We start from the raw sequence: 14,643 nt of genomic DNA, 5'->3' as shown, positions 1-14,643 counted from the left end.
ATTGCCGAACCGCACCGGGATGCCGACAATAGGCCATCACTCCCGTGCGGACCTGGCGCCATGTCGCAGCAGATCTTCTTCGCCCATGCCAATGGTTTCCCCTCGGCCACCTACGGCAAGCTGTTCGCAGCGCTGGCGCCGGACTATCAGGTGCAGCACCTGGCCCAGCACGCGCATGATCCTCGTTTTCCGGTGGACGAAAACTGGCAAAGCCTGGTCGATGAGCTGTTGCATCACCTGGCGCAACAGGATCAGCCCATCTGGGGCGTCGGCCATTCGCTGGGTGGGGTGCTGCACCTGCACGCCGCCTTGCGCTGCCCCGAGTACTACCGTGGGGTGGTGATGCTCGATTCCCCCGTGCTCACCCGTGCCGACCAGTGGCTGCTGCGCACTGCCAAGCGCTTGGGCTTCATCGACCGAATCACCCCCGCCGGGCGCACCTTGGGGCGCCGCGAAACCTTCAAGGACCGTGACAGCGCCCGGGACTATTTCGCCGGCAAGTCACTGTTCCGCCATTTCGATCCCGACTGCCTCGACGCTTATGTAGAGCACGGCCTGCAGTTGCGCTTCGACCCGGCTACGGAAATCAGCATCTACCGCAGCATCCCTCATACCAGCCCAGCCCCCGCACGGCAGTTGCAGGTGCCGCTGGCCATGGTGCGTGGCGACCGTAGCAATGTCATTCGCCGCCACCATACCCTGGCAGTGCGCGGCATGCTCAAAGGTGAATACCACAGCGTACCGGGTGGGCACATGTTCCCGCTGGAGCGCCCGGCCGACACCGCCAGCCTGATCAAGGGGCTGTTCGACCGCTGGAGCCAGGCATGAGCGCGCAGGTCGAGGAAATCCGCCTGAGCCTGGGCCATATCGAACTGGCTGCGCACTTGTTCGGCCCTGAAGACGGGCTGCCAGTGATTGCCTTGCATGGCTGGTTGGACAACGCCAATAGCTTCGCCCGCCTGGCGCCGCGACTGAAAGGGCTGCGCATCGTCGCCCTGGACCTGGCCGGGCACGGTTACTCGGAGCACCGCCCGCTTGGCGCCGGTTACGCCCTGGCCGACTATGCCCATGATGTGCTGCGCGTTGCCGAGCAGTTGGGTTGGCAGCGTTTCGCCCTGCTGGGCCATTCGCTTGGCGCAATCATTTCGGTACAACTGGCCGGTGCCTTGCCCGACCGGGTCAGCCACCTGGCGTTGATCGACGGTGTCATCCCCCCGACCGGCGCCGAGCAGGATGCAGGCGAGCGCTTGGGGATGGCACTGCAGGCCCAGTTGCGGCTGGATGGCAAGCGCAAGTCGGTGTACGCGACACTGGAGGATGGTGTGCATGCCCGGATGAAAGGCATGGTCGCGGTCAGCCGTGAGGCGGCCGAGCTGCTGGCCCAGCGTGGCCTTATGCCGGTGCCCGGTGGCTACAGCTGGCGTAGCGACAGCCGCCTGACACTGCCATCACCGGTGCGCCTGAGTGAAGCACAGGCCATGGCCCATGTGCGTCGGGTGAGCTGCCCGGCGCAGTTGCTGGTGGCTGCCGACGGCATGCTGGCGCGCCACACGGCGCTACTGGAGCAGCTACCCTTTGAGCAGGTGACGCTGCCCGGCGGCCATCACCTGCACCTGAACGATGAGCAGGGCGCGGCCCTTGTCGCAGACTGTATCAATCGCTTCTTTGGCTTTGCTTGACTTGCACCGGACAAGTGTCGAGGCTTGGCGGGTTGAACAGGGAGACAACCATGCAACTGCCAGACATCCTGGAGCTTCTTTCCGGCGCTAAGCGCCGCCTGGTTCGCCAATGAGCGCGCCTGTTGCCATCCGTAACGCCATCACCGCCTGCCTGGCGTTCGCCAGCCCCCTATTGTGGGCCGGCGGCTTGCCGGTACCGCAGGACGCCAAGGTTGTCGACCAGCGTCCGGCCGTGGAGCAGGAGCGCGTCTACCCGATGGGCCCGCTACGCAAGATCAGTGGTCGCCTGCGGGTCGACGACAAGGTCGAGAGCCGTGGCCAAGTCAGCTCGGTGACCTACGAGTTGCCCGTCGAGCGTACTGCCCGCGAAGCCTTCACCAGTGCCCGCGAAGAACTGCAGCGCGACGGTGGCTACCCATTGTTCTGGTGCCAGGGGCGCGATTGCGGTGAGGCTAGCCTGTGGGCCAACGACGTGTTCGCCAATGCCCGCCTCAACGGTGGCGACGAGCAGCAGGCGTTCATCCTGCTACGCCGCTCCGCGGACGAGGCCGACACCCTGGTTGCGCTGTACAGCGTTACCCGTGGCAACCGCCGTGCCTACCTGCATGTGGAAGAGTTCGTCGCCGGCAGCCCGCTGGGCGAGCTGCTGCCCACCGCCGCCACGGTGCTGCGCGAAATGCGCGACACCGGCAAGCTCGACTACCCTGACCTTGCTGCGCCGCAAGACACCTGGGTGAACCTGCTGGCCCGCAGCCTGAACCTCGACAGCACCTTGCGCGCCAGCCTCAGCGGCGCCCAGGCCGAAGCCTGGCGCGAGGCGCTGATCAAGGCCGGGGTGCGCAATGGCCGTCTTGAAGTCGGCAGTGCGCCTACAGACGGCCTGCACCTTGAACTGATCCGTTGAACGAGCGCCACCATGGTTAACAATGATCGCCTGCTGGTCCAGATTCTGCTGCTGGCGTTGCTGGGTGCCGGCCTTTGGGTGATGGCGCCCTTCATTTCGGCGTTGCTGTGGGGGGCCATCCTGGCCTTTGCCAGTTGGCCGTTGATGCGCCTGCTGACGCGCTTGCTGGGCGGACGTGAGACGCTGGCGGCCAGCCTGCTGACCACGGCCTGGATCCTGATCGTGGCACTGCCGTTGGTGTGGCTAGGGTTCAACCTGGCCGATCATATTCGCGATGCCACGGCGTTTGTACGTGACGTGCAGGTCGACGGCTTGCCCGAAGCGCCGGCCTGGCTGGGAGGCATTCCGTTCGTCGGTGAGCGCCTGGTCAACTGGTGGCAATCGCTCGACCAACAGGGCGCGGCCTTGCTCGCTTCGGCCAAGCCATACTTCGGGCAGGTGGGCAACTGGTTGCTGGCGCGCAGCGCACAGATCGGCAGCGGTGTGCTGGAACTGACCCTGAGCCTGGTGTTCGTGTTCTTCTTCTACCGCGACGGGCCACGCCTGGCGGCCTTCGTATTGCGCTTGCTGCACCGGCTGATGGGCGAGCGTGCCGAGTATTACCTGCAACTGGTTGCCGGCACCGTGCAGCGGGTGGTCAACGGGGTGATCGGCACGGCGGCCGCACAGGGCCTGCTGGCGCTCATCGGCTTCCTGATCGCCGGGGTGCCCGGGGCGATCGTGCTGGGCCTGGTGACCTTCATGCTCAGCCTGATCCCCATGGGCCCACCACTGGCCTGGATCCCGGCCACCGGTTGGCTGGTGTGGAAGGGCGAGTACGGCATGGCAGTGTTCCTGGGTATCTGGGGTACCTTCGTCATCAGCGGCGTGGACAACGTGCTCAAGCCCTACCTGATCAGCCGTGGCGGCAACCTGCCGCTGGTGATCGTGTTGCTGGGCGTGTTCGGTGGCTTGCTTGCCTTTGGCTTCATTGGCTTGTTCATCGGGCCGACCTTGCTGGCGGTCGGTTACAGCCTGCTGCTGGACTGGAGCCGTAACGCCGCACAGCAGCCACCCCAGCAGTAAGCTTGTACCGGCCCCTTCGTGGATAACCCCGCGAAGAGGCCGGTACAGGTAGCCCAAAGAAGCTGATCTTTACGCATTCTTTATACCCACCCTTACCCCTCGATCTCGCCCCTTTACACCCCTCCCACGGACAATTTCCCCAAAGCGGCCCAAGCCGCATACGGGGAGAACGACACATGAACATGCTCGACGGGCTGTCACTGCTGCTGGCGGTGGCATTGGCGTTTTACCTGCTGGTGGCGCTGCTGCGCGCCGATCGCAGCTAGGGAGCGGCCATGCACAGTTACGATTTCGCCTTGCTCCTGGCATTCTTCGCCATCGTGCTGCTACCGGCACCTTGGCTCGGGCGGTTCTACTTCAAGGTCATGGAAGGCCAGCGTACCTGGCTTTCGCCGCTGCTGGGCCCGGTCGAACAGGTCTGTTATCGGCTGGCGGGTGTGAACGCCAGCCAGGAGCAGAACTGGCGGCAGTACACCCTGGCCCTGCTGGTGTTCAACCTGGCCGGCTTCCTGCTGTTGTTCGCCGTGCTGCTGTTGCAGGGCTACCTGCCATTAAACCCGCAGCACCTGCCTGGCCAGGAATGGTCGCTGGCGTTCAACACCGCAGTCAGCTTCGTCACCAACACCAACTGGCAAGCCTACAGCGGTGAGGCGTCGGTCAGCTACTTGAGCCAGATGCTTGGCCTGACCGTGCAGAACTTCGTCAGTGCCGCCACCGGCCTAGCCGTGCTGGTTGCCTTATGTCGTGGTATTGCCCGGCGCAGCGCAACGACGCTGGGCAATTTCTGGGTCGACATGACCCGCGCTACCCTGTACGGCTTGCTGCCGCTGTGCCTGTTGTTGGCGCTGTTGCTGGTATGGCAGGGTGTGCCACAGACCTTTGCCGATTACGCCCACGCGCTGACCTTGCAAGGTGCTGACCAGACCATTCCGTTGGGCCCTGCCGCCAGCCAGATCGCCATCAAGCAACTGGGCACCAATGGTGGCGGCTTCTTCGGTGTCAACTCGGCGCACCCCTTCGAGAACCCCACGGCCTGGAGCAACCTGTTCGAAGTGGCGTCGATCATCCTCATTCCGGTGGCCTTGGTGTTCACCTTCGGCCATTACGTGAAGGACCTGCGCCAAAGCCGTGCCATCCTCGCCTGCATGCTGGCGCTGTTTCTGATCGGCGGCGGCACGGCGCTGTGGTCCGAGCACCAACCCAACCCGGCGCTGGAAAGCGCCCAGGTGCAGCAGGCAGCACCCATGGAGGGTAAGGAAAGCCGCTTCGGCACCACCGGTTCGGTGTTGTGGACGGTAACCACCACCGCTGCCTCCAACGGCTCGGTCAACGCCATGCATGACAGCCTCAACCCGCTGACCGGCATGGTGGCCATGGTCAACATGATGGTTGGCGAGGTGATTTTCGGCGGTGTTGGCGCCGGGTTGTACGGCATGCTGCTGTTTGTGCTGATTGCAGTGTTTCTGGCCGGGCTGATGATTGGCCGTACCCCGGAGTACCTGGGCAAGAAGCTGCAGGCCCGTGAGGTGCAGTTGCTGGTGGCAACCCTGCTGGTGATGCCGGTCGGCGTGCTGGTGCTCGGCGCCATCGCCGCCAGCCTGCCTGGCCCTGCGGGGGCGGTCAGCAACCCAGGCGCGCATGGCTTCAGCCAGCTGCTGTATGCCTACACCTCGGGCACCGCCAACAACGGCTCGGCCTTCGCCGGCTTTGCTGCCAACACGGTGTACCACAACCTGATGATCGGCCTGGCCATGCTCATCGGCCGCTTTGGCTACATCCTGCCAATCCTGGCTTTGGCCGGCAGCCTGGCGGCAAAAAAAAGCGCGCCGCAGGGGCAGAACAGCTTCCCCACCCACGGCCCGCTGTTCACCGGCCTGCTGCTGGTGACCATCCTGCTGGTCGGTGGCCTGACCTTCCTGCCGACCCTGGCCCTTGGGCCAATCGCCGAACACCTGAGCCTGGGTTTTTGAGGACCGATCATGAACATGCCCATTCCTGAAGTGAACACCCGGCACAGTGCCAAGGACCAGACCCGCTTCGCCGCGCTATGGCGCCCGGCGCTGGTGCAGGCATTCGTCAAGCTCGACCCGCGCCAGCTAAAACGTTCGCCGGTGATGCTGGTGGTGGCCCTGACTGCGGTGCTGACCACCGTGCTGTGCTTCGCCCCCGGTGGTGGCGTGAGTACTGGCGTTGCCGTGCAGATTGCCCTGTGGTTGTGGTTTACCGTGCTGTTCGCCAACTTCGCCGAAGCCCTCGCCGAAGGCCGGGGCAAGGCCCGCGCTGACAGCCTCAAGGCTGGCAGCCAAGGCCTGACCGCTCAGCGACGCCAGCGTGCTGGCAGCTTTGAGACGGTCGCTGCCAGCGCGCTGCGCAAGGACGACGTGGTACGTGTGGTGGCCGGCGAGATGATCCCCGGTGACGGCGAAGTGCTTGAAGGCATCGCGGCCGTCAACGAGGCCGCCATTACCGGCGAGTCCGCGCCCGTGATCCGCGAATCCGGCGGCGACCGCTCGGCGGTGACCGGCAATACGCGGCTGGTCTCCGACTGGCTGCTGATTCGCATCACCAGCAACCCGGGCGAGTCGACCCTGGACCGCATGATCGCCCTGGTCGAAGGCGCCAAGCGGCAGAAGACCCCGAACGAAATCGCCCTCGACATCCTGCTGATCGGCCTGACCCTGATCTTCCTGATCGTGGTGGTGACCTTGCAGCCGTTCGCTCACTTCGTGGGTGGCAGCCTGCCGCTGATCTTCCTGGCCGCGCTGCTGGTGACGCTGATCCCCACCACCATCGGCGGCCTGCTATCGGCCATCGGCATCGCCGGCATGGACCGGCTGGTGCGGCTGAACGTCATCGCCCGCTCGGGCCGCGCGGTCGAGGCGGCCGGTGACGTGCACACGCTGATGCTCGACAAGACCGGCACCATCACCTTCGGCAACCGCCGCTGCAGCGCGTTGCATGCTGCACCGGGCATTACCGCTCGCGAGCTGGGGGAGGGCGCTTTGCTGGCCTCGCTGGCCGACGACACTGCCGAAGGCAAGTCGATTGTCGAATACCTGCGCCAGTTGCATGACTTTGTCGAACCGCCTGCCGGGCAGTTCGAAGCCGTGGCCTTCAGTGCCGAGACCCGCCTGTCGGGCATCGACTTCCAGCAGCATCGCTACCGCAAGGGCGCCGTCGATGCGGTGCTGGCATTCGTTGGCATGCAACGCCTAGAAATACCCCCGGCGCTGGCCCGCGAAGTGGAGCGCATCGCCCAAAGCGGCGGTACGCCATTGCTGGTGTGCATCGATAAACGCCTGCTGGGTGTCATTCACCTCAAGGACGTGGTCAAGCCTGGTATCCGCGAGCGCTTCGCCGAGCTGCGCAAGCTGGGCATTCGCACGGTGATGGTGACAGGCGACAACCCGCTGACCGCCGCAGCCATCGCCGCCGAAGCGGGGGTGGATGATGTGTTGGCCGAGGCCACGCCCGAGAAGAAGCTGGCGCGCATTCGCCAGGAGCAGAATGACGGCCGCCTGGTGGCCATGTGCGGTGACGGCGCCAACGACGCCCCGGCACTGGCCCAGGCTGATGTCGGCATGGCCATGAACGATGGCACCCAGGCCGCGCGTGAGGCGGCGAACATGGTCGACCTGGACAGCGACCCGACCAAGCTGCTGGACGTGGTGCAGGTTGGCAAGGAGTTGCTGGTCACCCGTGGTGCGTTGACCACGTTCTCCATTGCCAACGACGTGGCCAAGTACTTCGCCATCCTACCGGCGCTGTTCGCTGCCATTTACCCACAGCTGGGCGTGCTCAACCTGATGCACCTGGCCAGCCCGCAGAGCGCGATCCTGTCGGCCATCGTGTTCAACGCACTGATCATCATCGTGCTGATTCCACTGGCGCTGCGAGGTGTGCGGGTGCAGGCCGCCAGTGCGGCGCACCTGCTGCGGCGCAACCTGCTGGTCTACGGGCTGGGCGGCATCGTGGTGCCGTTTGCCGGCATCAAGCTGATCGACCTGCTGCTCAATGCACTGAACCTGGTCTGAGGAGGCCGCCATGAATGCTTATGTTCGCCCGGCGTTGAGCTTGGCTTTGTTGATGACGTTGCTGACTGGCGTGCTGTATCCGCTGGCGGTGACGGGTGTTGCCCAGGTCGCCTTCCCGAACCAGGCCAACGGTAGCCTGGTGCGCGATGAGCATGGCCAGGTGCGGGGGTCGGCACTGATCGCCCAGGATTTCCAGGGCGATGGCTGGTTCCATTCGCGGCCTTCGGCAGGTGCTTACGCTACCGTCGCCAGCAGCGCCAGCAACTTGTCGCCAAGCAACCCGGCGCTGGCTGAGCGGGTGAAGGGCGATGCGGCTACGTTGTTCCAGGCACAGCAGGGGCCCGTGCCGCAGGCGCTGCTCACCACCTCGGGCAGCGGCCTTGATCCACACCTGCCGCCGGAGGCTGTGGCCTACCAGATCCCGCGTGTGGCGGCGGCACGGCAGCTGCCGGTGGAGCGCTTGCAAGCCTTGCAGGAAGAGGCCACCCTCCACCCATTGATCGGCCCGCCGGTGGTCAATGTGCTGGCGTTGAACCAGAAGATCGAGCAACTGAGCCACTGATATTTGGGCCGCTTTGCGGCCCGGTTTTGGTCGACTGTGGCAAATCCTGAAGGATGAAACATGAGTGATTCCGCCCGCGCAGACGCGCTGTTGGCTAACCTTGCGCGAACCGGCCGGGGCCGGCTGAAGGTGTTCCTTGGCGCCGCCCCCGGTGTCGGCAAGACGTTTGCCATGCTCCAGGCCGCACACGCCCAGCAGCGTCAGGGCGTGCAAGTGCTGGCTGGCGTTGTCGAAACCCACGGCCGCGCCGAAACCGAAGCGCTGCTTGCCGGCCTTCAGCAACAGCCCTTGCTGCGCAGCCAGTACCGTGGCGTCACCCTTGAGGAAATGGACCTCGACGGCCTGCTCCAAGCCTCACCGGCCTTGGCCCTGGTCGACGAACTGGCCCACACCAACGCCCCCGGCAGCCGCCACGCCAAGCGCTGGCAGGACGTGCAGGAGTTGCTGGCCGCCGGTATCGACGTGTACACCACGGTCAACGTCCAGCACCTGGAAAGCCTCAACGACAAGGTGCGCGACATTACGGGCGTGCAAGTGCGCGAAACGCTACCGGACTGGGTGCTGCAGGAAGCCTTCGAGTTGGTGCTGATCGACCTGCCCCCGCGCGAGCTGCTCGAACGCCTGCGCGAAGGCAAGGTGTATGTGCCCGAGCAAGCGCGTGCGGCCATCGACGCGTACTTCTCGCAAACCAACCTCACCGCCCTGCGCGAACTGGCCATGCAGACCGCCGCTGCTCAGGTCGACGCTGACCTGGCCCACGGCTATCGCCAGCGCGGCCAGGAAGCCCCGGCCTTGCGCGGGCGGTTACTGGTAGGCGTGGACGGCGATGACCAGGCCGAACGCCTGGTGCGTCATGCCAGCCGTGTGGCTCAGCGCCGCCACCTGCCCTGGAGCCTGGTGCATGTGGACAACGGCCGCCTGCGTGACGAAACCGCGCGGCATCGTTTGCAGGCCGCGCAGCAACTGGCCGAACGTCTGGGTGGGGAGGTGGTGCTGCTGCGTGCTGGCGAAGTGGCGCGCACGTTGATCCAGCATGCTGCCGAGCGGCGGGCCAGTCTGGTGCTGGTCGGGCAGTCCCGCGACCGCCTGCGTCGGCGGCTGTTCGGGGCCGGTGTGGCGGCGCGGCTGCTGCGTGAAAGCCATGGCCTGGAAGTCAACGTGCTGGACCGCGACATGCAGCCGCCAGCGCCGCGTTCGGCGGTGCGGCGGGTATGGGTGTGGCGCCATTATCTGCTGGCGCTGCTGGCCACCGTGATGGCGGCGGGCCTGGCCTGGGCAGTGTCGAGCGTACTGGCGCTGCCCAACATCTCACTGGTGTTCCTGGCGGCAGTGTTGCTGGTGGCGGTGCGCAGCAGCCTGGGGCCTGCGTTGGCCTGCGCCGCGCTGTCGTTCCTGACTTACGATTTTCTGTTCATCCCGCCCAACTTCTCGTTCAGCATCCAGCGCGAAGAAGATGTGCTGACCCTGGTGTTCTTCCTGCTGATGGCCGCGCTCACCGGCAACCTGGCCGCGCGCCAGCGCCGCCAGTTGCAGGCACTGCGCGAGACCCAGGCGCAGACCAGCCAGTTGCTCGACCTGTCGCGTCGGCTGACGGTGGCCACCGATCGCCAAGCCGTGTTCAATGCCGCCGGCCAACATCTGGACGGCTGGCAGGACATGCAGGTGTGCCTACTTGAGCGCAATGCCGAAGGCCAGCTGGAAGTGGCCAGCGGCGAAGCCCACGCCCTCAGTGACACCGAACGGGCTGCCGCCGACTGGGCCTGGCAGCACGGCCAGGCCGCTGGCCATGGCAGCGACACCTTGCCCAATGGCCGCTGGTGGTGGTGGCCGCTGGCGGTGGACGAACAACCTCTGGCGCTGCTGGGCGTGCGCCCGCGCAACGGGCAGCCGCTCAGCGACCCACGCCGGCGCCTGCTCACCGCCCTTGGCCAGCCACTGGCCCAGGCCCTGGCCCGCGCTCGCCTGGCCGAACAACTGGAGGCCGCGCGCCTGCACGGCGAAACCGAGCAACTGCGCAGCGCCTTGCTGGCCTCGGTATCCCATGACTTGCGTACACCGTTGACCGCCATGCGTGGCAGCATCGACAGCCTGCTGGCGTTGGGCGAGGCGATCCCGGCTGAAGACCGCCGCGAGCTGTTGGAAGGCACCCGTAACGAGGCCGAACGCCTTGACCGCTACATCCAGAACCTACTGGACATGACCCGCCTGGGCCACGGTGGCCTCAAGCTGGCCCGCGACTGGGTAGCCCCGGCGGACATCGTCGGTAGCGCGCTTAACCGCCTGCGCGTGGTGCTGGCACCGCTGCGGGTGCACACCGACGTACCGGCCGAGCTGCCGTTGCTGTTCGTACATGCGGCGCTGATCGAACAGGCGCTGGTCAACGTGCTGGAAAACGCCGCACGCTTCTCCCCGACCCAGGGTCGCCTTGAGCTGCAGGTGGCCGTGCAGGATGACCAGTTGCGCTTTACCGTCCGCGATCAGGGCCCCGGCATTCCCGTCGCCGACCGCGAGAAGATCTTCGACATGTTCTACACCGCTGCTCGGGGCGACCGAGGCGGGCAGGGCACCGGGCTGGGCCTGGCGATCTGTCAGGGCATGATCGGCGCGCATGGCGGGCAGATTCTGGTGGGCGAAGGCATCGATGGCCAGGGCACCGGCATCACTCTATGCTTGCCGCTACCTCCTCAACCTGAAGCCGAAAGCGAAACCCCATGAGCCAGTCCGCCACGCTGTTGGTCATCGACGATGAACCGCAGATCCGCAAGTTCCTGCGCATCAGCCTGGCTTCGCAAGGCTACAAAGTGCTCGAAGCCGCTACCGGCGAGGAAGGGCTGGCCCAGGCAGCTTTGGGCAAGCCGGACCTGGTGGTGCTCGACCTGGGGCTGCCGGACATGGACGGCCAGCAGGTGCTGCGTGAACTGCGCGAGTGGAGCGCGGTGCCGGTGATGGTGCTGTCGGTGCGTGCCAGTGAAGTGCAGAAGGTCGATGCGCTGGATGGCGGTGCCAATGACTACGTGACCAAGCCGTTCGGCATCCAGGAGTTTCTCGCGCGGGTGCGGGCCTTGCTGCGCCAGGTGCCACAGGCCGGCGGCTCTGAGGTGGCGGCCAGCTTTGGGCCGCTGACCGTGAACTTCGCCTTTCGCCGGGTGACTATTGACGGTGTGGAAGTGGCGTTGACGCGCAAGGAGTATGCCTTGCTGGCGCTGTTGGCCGGTCACCCTGGGCGGGTGATCACCCAGCAGCAACTGCTCAAGGATATCTGGGGGCCGACGCATGTGGAGGACACTCATTACTTGCGGATCGTCGTAGGGCATTTACGGCAGAAGCTGGGGGATGACCCCACGGCGCCAAGGTTTATCATCACCGAAGCGGGAGTGGGGTACAGGTTGGTGGCGCCGGCCGCATAAACCGAAATTATACGGACAGTGCCAATTCAGGGCGCTGTTCTCGACTCCAGGGCCAAGGAGCATCGGCTTCCTAACGAGTTGTAGGATATTTCGCTTTAGCACGAGGCAACCCCTGGCAGGCGCTACGCGAACAACTCGTTCACCGCACGTGACGCTTCATCAATAGCCGCATGCGCATAGGCCTCCCAGGCCGCATCAGAGTTGGCTATGGCCACATTGCCGACCTTCTGGCGGGCGAGGTTCATCAGCTTTTCACTCTCTTCTTCGTCATCGAACAGGCTGTTGGCGAAGTACGAGTAACCGTGTGGCCAACGGTTGATGGTAATGGCCTGAACATCCTTGTGATAGTCAAAGCCGGCCGGCCCTAGCATGGCCTGTAGCTGGTCTCGCACCATGGCCTCCATCTGCTCGAAGTTCATGGCGTACAACTTGCTGCGGCCGACGCGGGCCTGGCTGCGAGCATCCATGCCCGCGTTGGGCGTGGTCGGTACGTAGACCATGTGCAAGCCTATGGGCTGGTCGGGGTCGCGTGGATGGCTGTAGCCGCCGATGTCCACCGGATAATCCAGCTTGACGCGGCTGTAGGGCTGGTTCGGTGCGTAGATTTCGTGCACACCCAATTTCATAAAGCTGTGCCAATTGCGAATCACCACTTTGGTGTACACCAGCGGGAACTTCACGTTCTGCGCCAAGGCGTGGGCCTGCTCGGCGGTGAGGTCGCGCAGCAGGTAGGGGATCATCATGTTGTAGCAGGCCAGTATGCAGTGCTTGCCGTGTACACGGTGCAGCTGGCCGGCCCGGCTGTAGCCGATGTCGACGCCACCGTTGCGGTTGCCGACGCTGACTGCGGTGCTGTTCAGGCGCAGGCGTACCGGGCTTTGTGCCACGTCCAGCCTGGCGTAATCGAAGGGCGCCAGGACAATGTCGTTCATGTCGTTGCCGGGTGCTACAGCGGGGATCAGGCTACGCACCAGTAGCCGTGCCAGCGAGGCGTTGCCGTCGGGGAAGTGATAGATGTAGGGCTCTTCCATTTCTGCTTTCAGCGCTTCGCTGACCGGCGCAAGGCCCATGGCGGCAAAGCCGGGGAAGCCCACGCCATAGGCGTCGGCGGCGGCCACGGCATCGATGCTCAGCGCGGAAAAGTCGTTGGTGCGGCTGAGGAAGTAGCGCGCTGCCGCTTCGCTCAGGCCGACGTCTTTGCGCAGGAAGTCCTGATAGCTGGTCTTGGCCAGATAGGCCTCTTTCTGTTCCAGGGTTTTGCCCGCCAGGTAGTCTCTGGGTGCTTCGTGCAGATCGATCAATGCCTGGCGGTCGGCCTCGGGCAGTGGGAAGTCGCCAATGAACGCACGCCAGCTGCGCGCGTTGAGTTTGTCCGGGGCAATGTCGTCGGCGACCATGGGCGTCGGATCGCCACTGACCAGCTTCGCTTCGCCGAAGCCGGCCTTGTCGAAGAATACGCCACGAGACAAGCTGAGGTTGGGGTAAAAGTTGCGGTCGAAGGCGGTCTGGAAGCGGTCCATGTCCACGTTCAGTCGTTTGAGCAGGCCGTTCACCGTAGCGCTGTAAAGGTGCTTGGGCGACTGGAAGGCTTCGCTGCCGCCGTAGCCAAGGATCATCTGGCTTCCCGCCTGGAATTCGTTGCGCTTGGCATGGCCGCCGAAGTCGTCGTGGTTCTCGATGATCAGCACGCGCGCGGTTGGGTGCTGCTGCCGATAGAACCAGGCTGCGGACAAGCCGCTGATGCCCGCGCCGACCACCACCAGATCGTACTGCTCCTCAATCTTCAGGCTGCTGGTGTCGAATACTTTCTTTTCCCAGCCCATCTGGTGCGCAACTTCGAATGCACCGGGGTGGCTGCCGCGCAGCCCGGTGAGGGCGGGCGGGTAGTAGCGGCCGGAAGGCGCGGCCTGGAGTATTTGCAATGGGGTGAGCCCGGCACCGATGGTGAGGGCTACGCCATTGAGGAAGTCGCGTCGAGTGATGGTCATGTCAGTGTCCTTACTGGGTAACCTTTGGTTTGCTCGAAGCGTAGTTGGGTATGGCTCAGGACCTTGGGGATTCTGTTTCAAAGCATTGGCGCATGACGTCCAGGTAACGCCTGGCGCCCAGGCCCAACGGCCGCGACTTTATCCAGATGATGTCCACCCACAAGCGCAGGCGGCTGGCCATGTTGTCAAAGCGTACCTCGGCCAGTGCGCCCGAAGCGATCAGCGGTTCAACCAGTGGCTGCGGCAGGTAGGCCCAGCCCAGCCCTGACTGCACCAGGTCCAGCGTGGCCAGGTAGCTGTCGGTCAGCCAGATGCGCCGCGACAGCACCATGCGCGGGTCTGACCCGGTGGCCTTGCCCGAGGCCACGATGATCTGCCGTTGTTCGGCGAAGGCCTCTTCAGGCAGAGGCGTACCGCTGTTTTGCCCGGCAGGATGGCGCGGTGAGGCGACGGCCACCAGCAATTGGCTGCCGGCTTCGAGGAATGACTCGCGCTCGTCGATGCCGGGCCGTTCGAACACCAGCGCCAACTGCACACTGCCGTCATGCAGCAGGCGAATGGCTTCGGTCTGGGTGGCGGAGCGCACTTCGATTTCCAGGCTGGGGAATTCCTGGGCGAGGACTTCCAGCGGCTGGCTCCAGCGGCCGGTCTGCAACTCGGGCGCCATGGCGATGGTCAGGCGTTTTTCCAGGCCCTTGTGCAATTGCAGGGCTTGGGCGTCGAGCAGGTTGAGTTGGCAGATCACCTGCCTGGCTTGGGGTTCCAGTGCCAGGGCGGCACTGGTGGGTAAGGCTTTGCGTGTGGCGCGGTCGAACAATGGCAGGTCCAGCTCCGCTTCCAGCTGGGCGATCGCCATGCTCACGGCCGAAGGTACACGGCCCAATTTGCGGGCGGCGGCGGAGAACGAGCCGGCATCCAGCACCGCGAGGAATATTGCCAGGGAGTCGCTGCTAAAGGCCATTGTCAGTAAACCTGATGATGATCATCTTTTATTGCTAGAAATT

The 14,643-nt window shown here is 64.8% G+C and carries 12 protein-coding genes; 10 read left to right on the top strand and 2 right to left on the bottom strand.

Annotated features, from left to right (window positions below; all coding sequences use genetic code 11):
* Positions 1-60: 60 nt before the first annotated feature.
* From ACNQP3_RS19495 to ACNQP3_RS19450, 10 genes are all read left to right on the top strand, one after another.
* On the top strand, positions 61-828 hold the full coding sequence (locus ACNQP3_RS19495) for an alpha/beta fold hydrolase (RefSeq protein WP_264316351.1): 768 nt from the start codon (positions 61-63) through the stop codon (positions 826-828).
* Positions 825-1,679, top strand: a complete 855-nt coding sequence (locus tag ACNQP3_RS19490) for an alpha/beta hydrolase (RefSeq protein WP_012273331.1) — start codon at positions 825-827, stop codon at positions 1,677-1,679. Before ACNQP3_RS19495 ends, ACNQP3_RS19490 begins: the two co-directional genes overlap by 4 nt.
* A gap of 109 nt (positions 1,680-1,788) precedes the next feature.
* Complete coding sequence (locus ACNQP3_RS19485) at positions 1,789-2,583, top strand: DUF4892 domain-containing protein (protein WP_012273330.1); 795 nt, start codon at positions 1,789-1,791, stop codon at positions 2,581-2,583.
* A 12-nt stretch (positions 2,584-2,595) separates the two neighbouring features.
* Positions 2,596-3,648, top strand: a complete 1,053-nt coding sequence (locus ACNQP3_RS19480; protein ID WP_012273329.1) for an AI-2E family transporter — start codon at positions 2,596-2,598, stop codon at positions 3,646-3,648.
* 176 nt (positions 3,649-3,824) lie between these two features.
* Positions 3,825-3,914, top strand: a complete 90-nt coding sequence (gene kdpF / locus ACNQP3_RS19475) for a K(+)-transporting ATPase subunit F (RefSeq protein WP_003251485.1) — start codon at positions 3,825-3,827, stop codon at positions 3,912-3,914.
* Between the two features lie 9 nt (positions 3,915-3,923).
* A complete protein-coding gene (gene kdpA, locus ACNQP3_RS19470) occupies positions 3,924-5,618 on the top strand; it encodes a potassium-transporting ATPase subunit KdpA (RefSeq protein ID WP_012273328.1) in 1,695 nt (564 codons plus the stop codon).
* A gap of 9 nt (positions 5,619-5,627) precedes the next feature.
* Positions 5,628-7,682 carry a potassium-transporting ATPase subunit KdpB gene (gene kdpB / locus ACNQP3_RS19465; RefSeq protein ID WP_264316350.1) on the top strand — a complete coding sequence of 685 codons (2,055 nt, stop codon included), beginning with the start codon at positions 5,628-5,630 and terminating at the stop codon, positions 7,680-7,682.
* A 10-nt stretch (positions 7,683-7,692) separates the two neighbouring features.
* Positions 7,693-8,244: a potassium-transporting ATPase subunit KdpC gene (gene kdpC / locus ACNQP3_RS19460; RefSeq protein ID WP_012273326.1), complete on the top strand. Its 552-nt coding sequence runs from the start codon at positions 7,693-7,695 to the stop codon at positions 8,242-8,244.
* A 60-nt stretch (positions 8,245-8,304) separates the two neighbouring features.
* Entirely contained in the window at positions 8,305-10,959 is a 2,655-nt protein-coding gene (locus ACNQP3_RS19455; protein ID WP_060493902.1) for a sensor histidine kinase, read from the top strand.
* On the top strand, positions 10,956-11,651 hold the full coding sequence (locus ACNQP3_RS19450) for a response regulator (RefSeq protein WP_264316349.1): 696 nt from the start codon (positions 10,956-10,958) through the stop codon (positions 11,649-11,651). The genes ACNQP3_RS19455 and ACNQP3_RS19450 overlap by 4 nt, the downstream gene beginning before the upstream one ends.
* A 122-nt stretch (positions 11,652-11,773) precedes the next feature.
* On the opposite strand, the gene ACNQP3_RS19445 is transcribed toward ACNQP3_RS19450, so the two are convergent.
* A complete protein-coding gene (locus ACNQP3_RS19445; protein WP_264316348.1) occupies positions 11,774-13,639 on the bottom strand; it encodes an FAD-dependent oxidoreductase in 1,866 nt (621 codons plus the stop codon).
* Positions 13,640-13,694: 55 nt separating this feature from the next.
* Positions 13,695-14,600 (bottom strand): LysR family transcriptional regulator, encoded by a 906-nt coding sequence (locus ACNQP3_RS19440; protein ID WP_012273322.1) that lies wholly within the window; start codon positions 14,598-14,600, stop codon positions 13,695-13,697.
* Positions 14,601-14,643 lie beyond the last annotated feature (43 nt).

It is taken from the genome of Pseudomonas sp. LFS074, assembly GCF_047978165.1.
Lineage (GTDB): Bacteria > Pseudomonadota > Gammaproteobacteria > Pseudomonadales > Pseudomonadaceae > Aquipseudomonas > Aquipseudomonas putida_P.
Note: the sequence above shows the minus strand (reverse complement) of the source record. Positions and strands in the feature narration are given on the sequence as shown.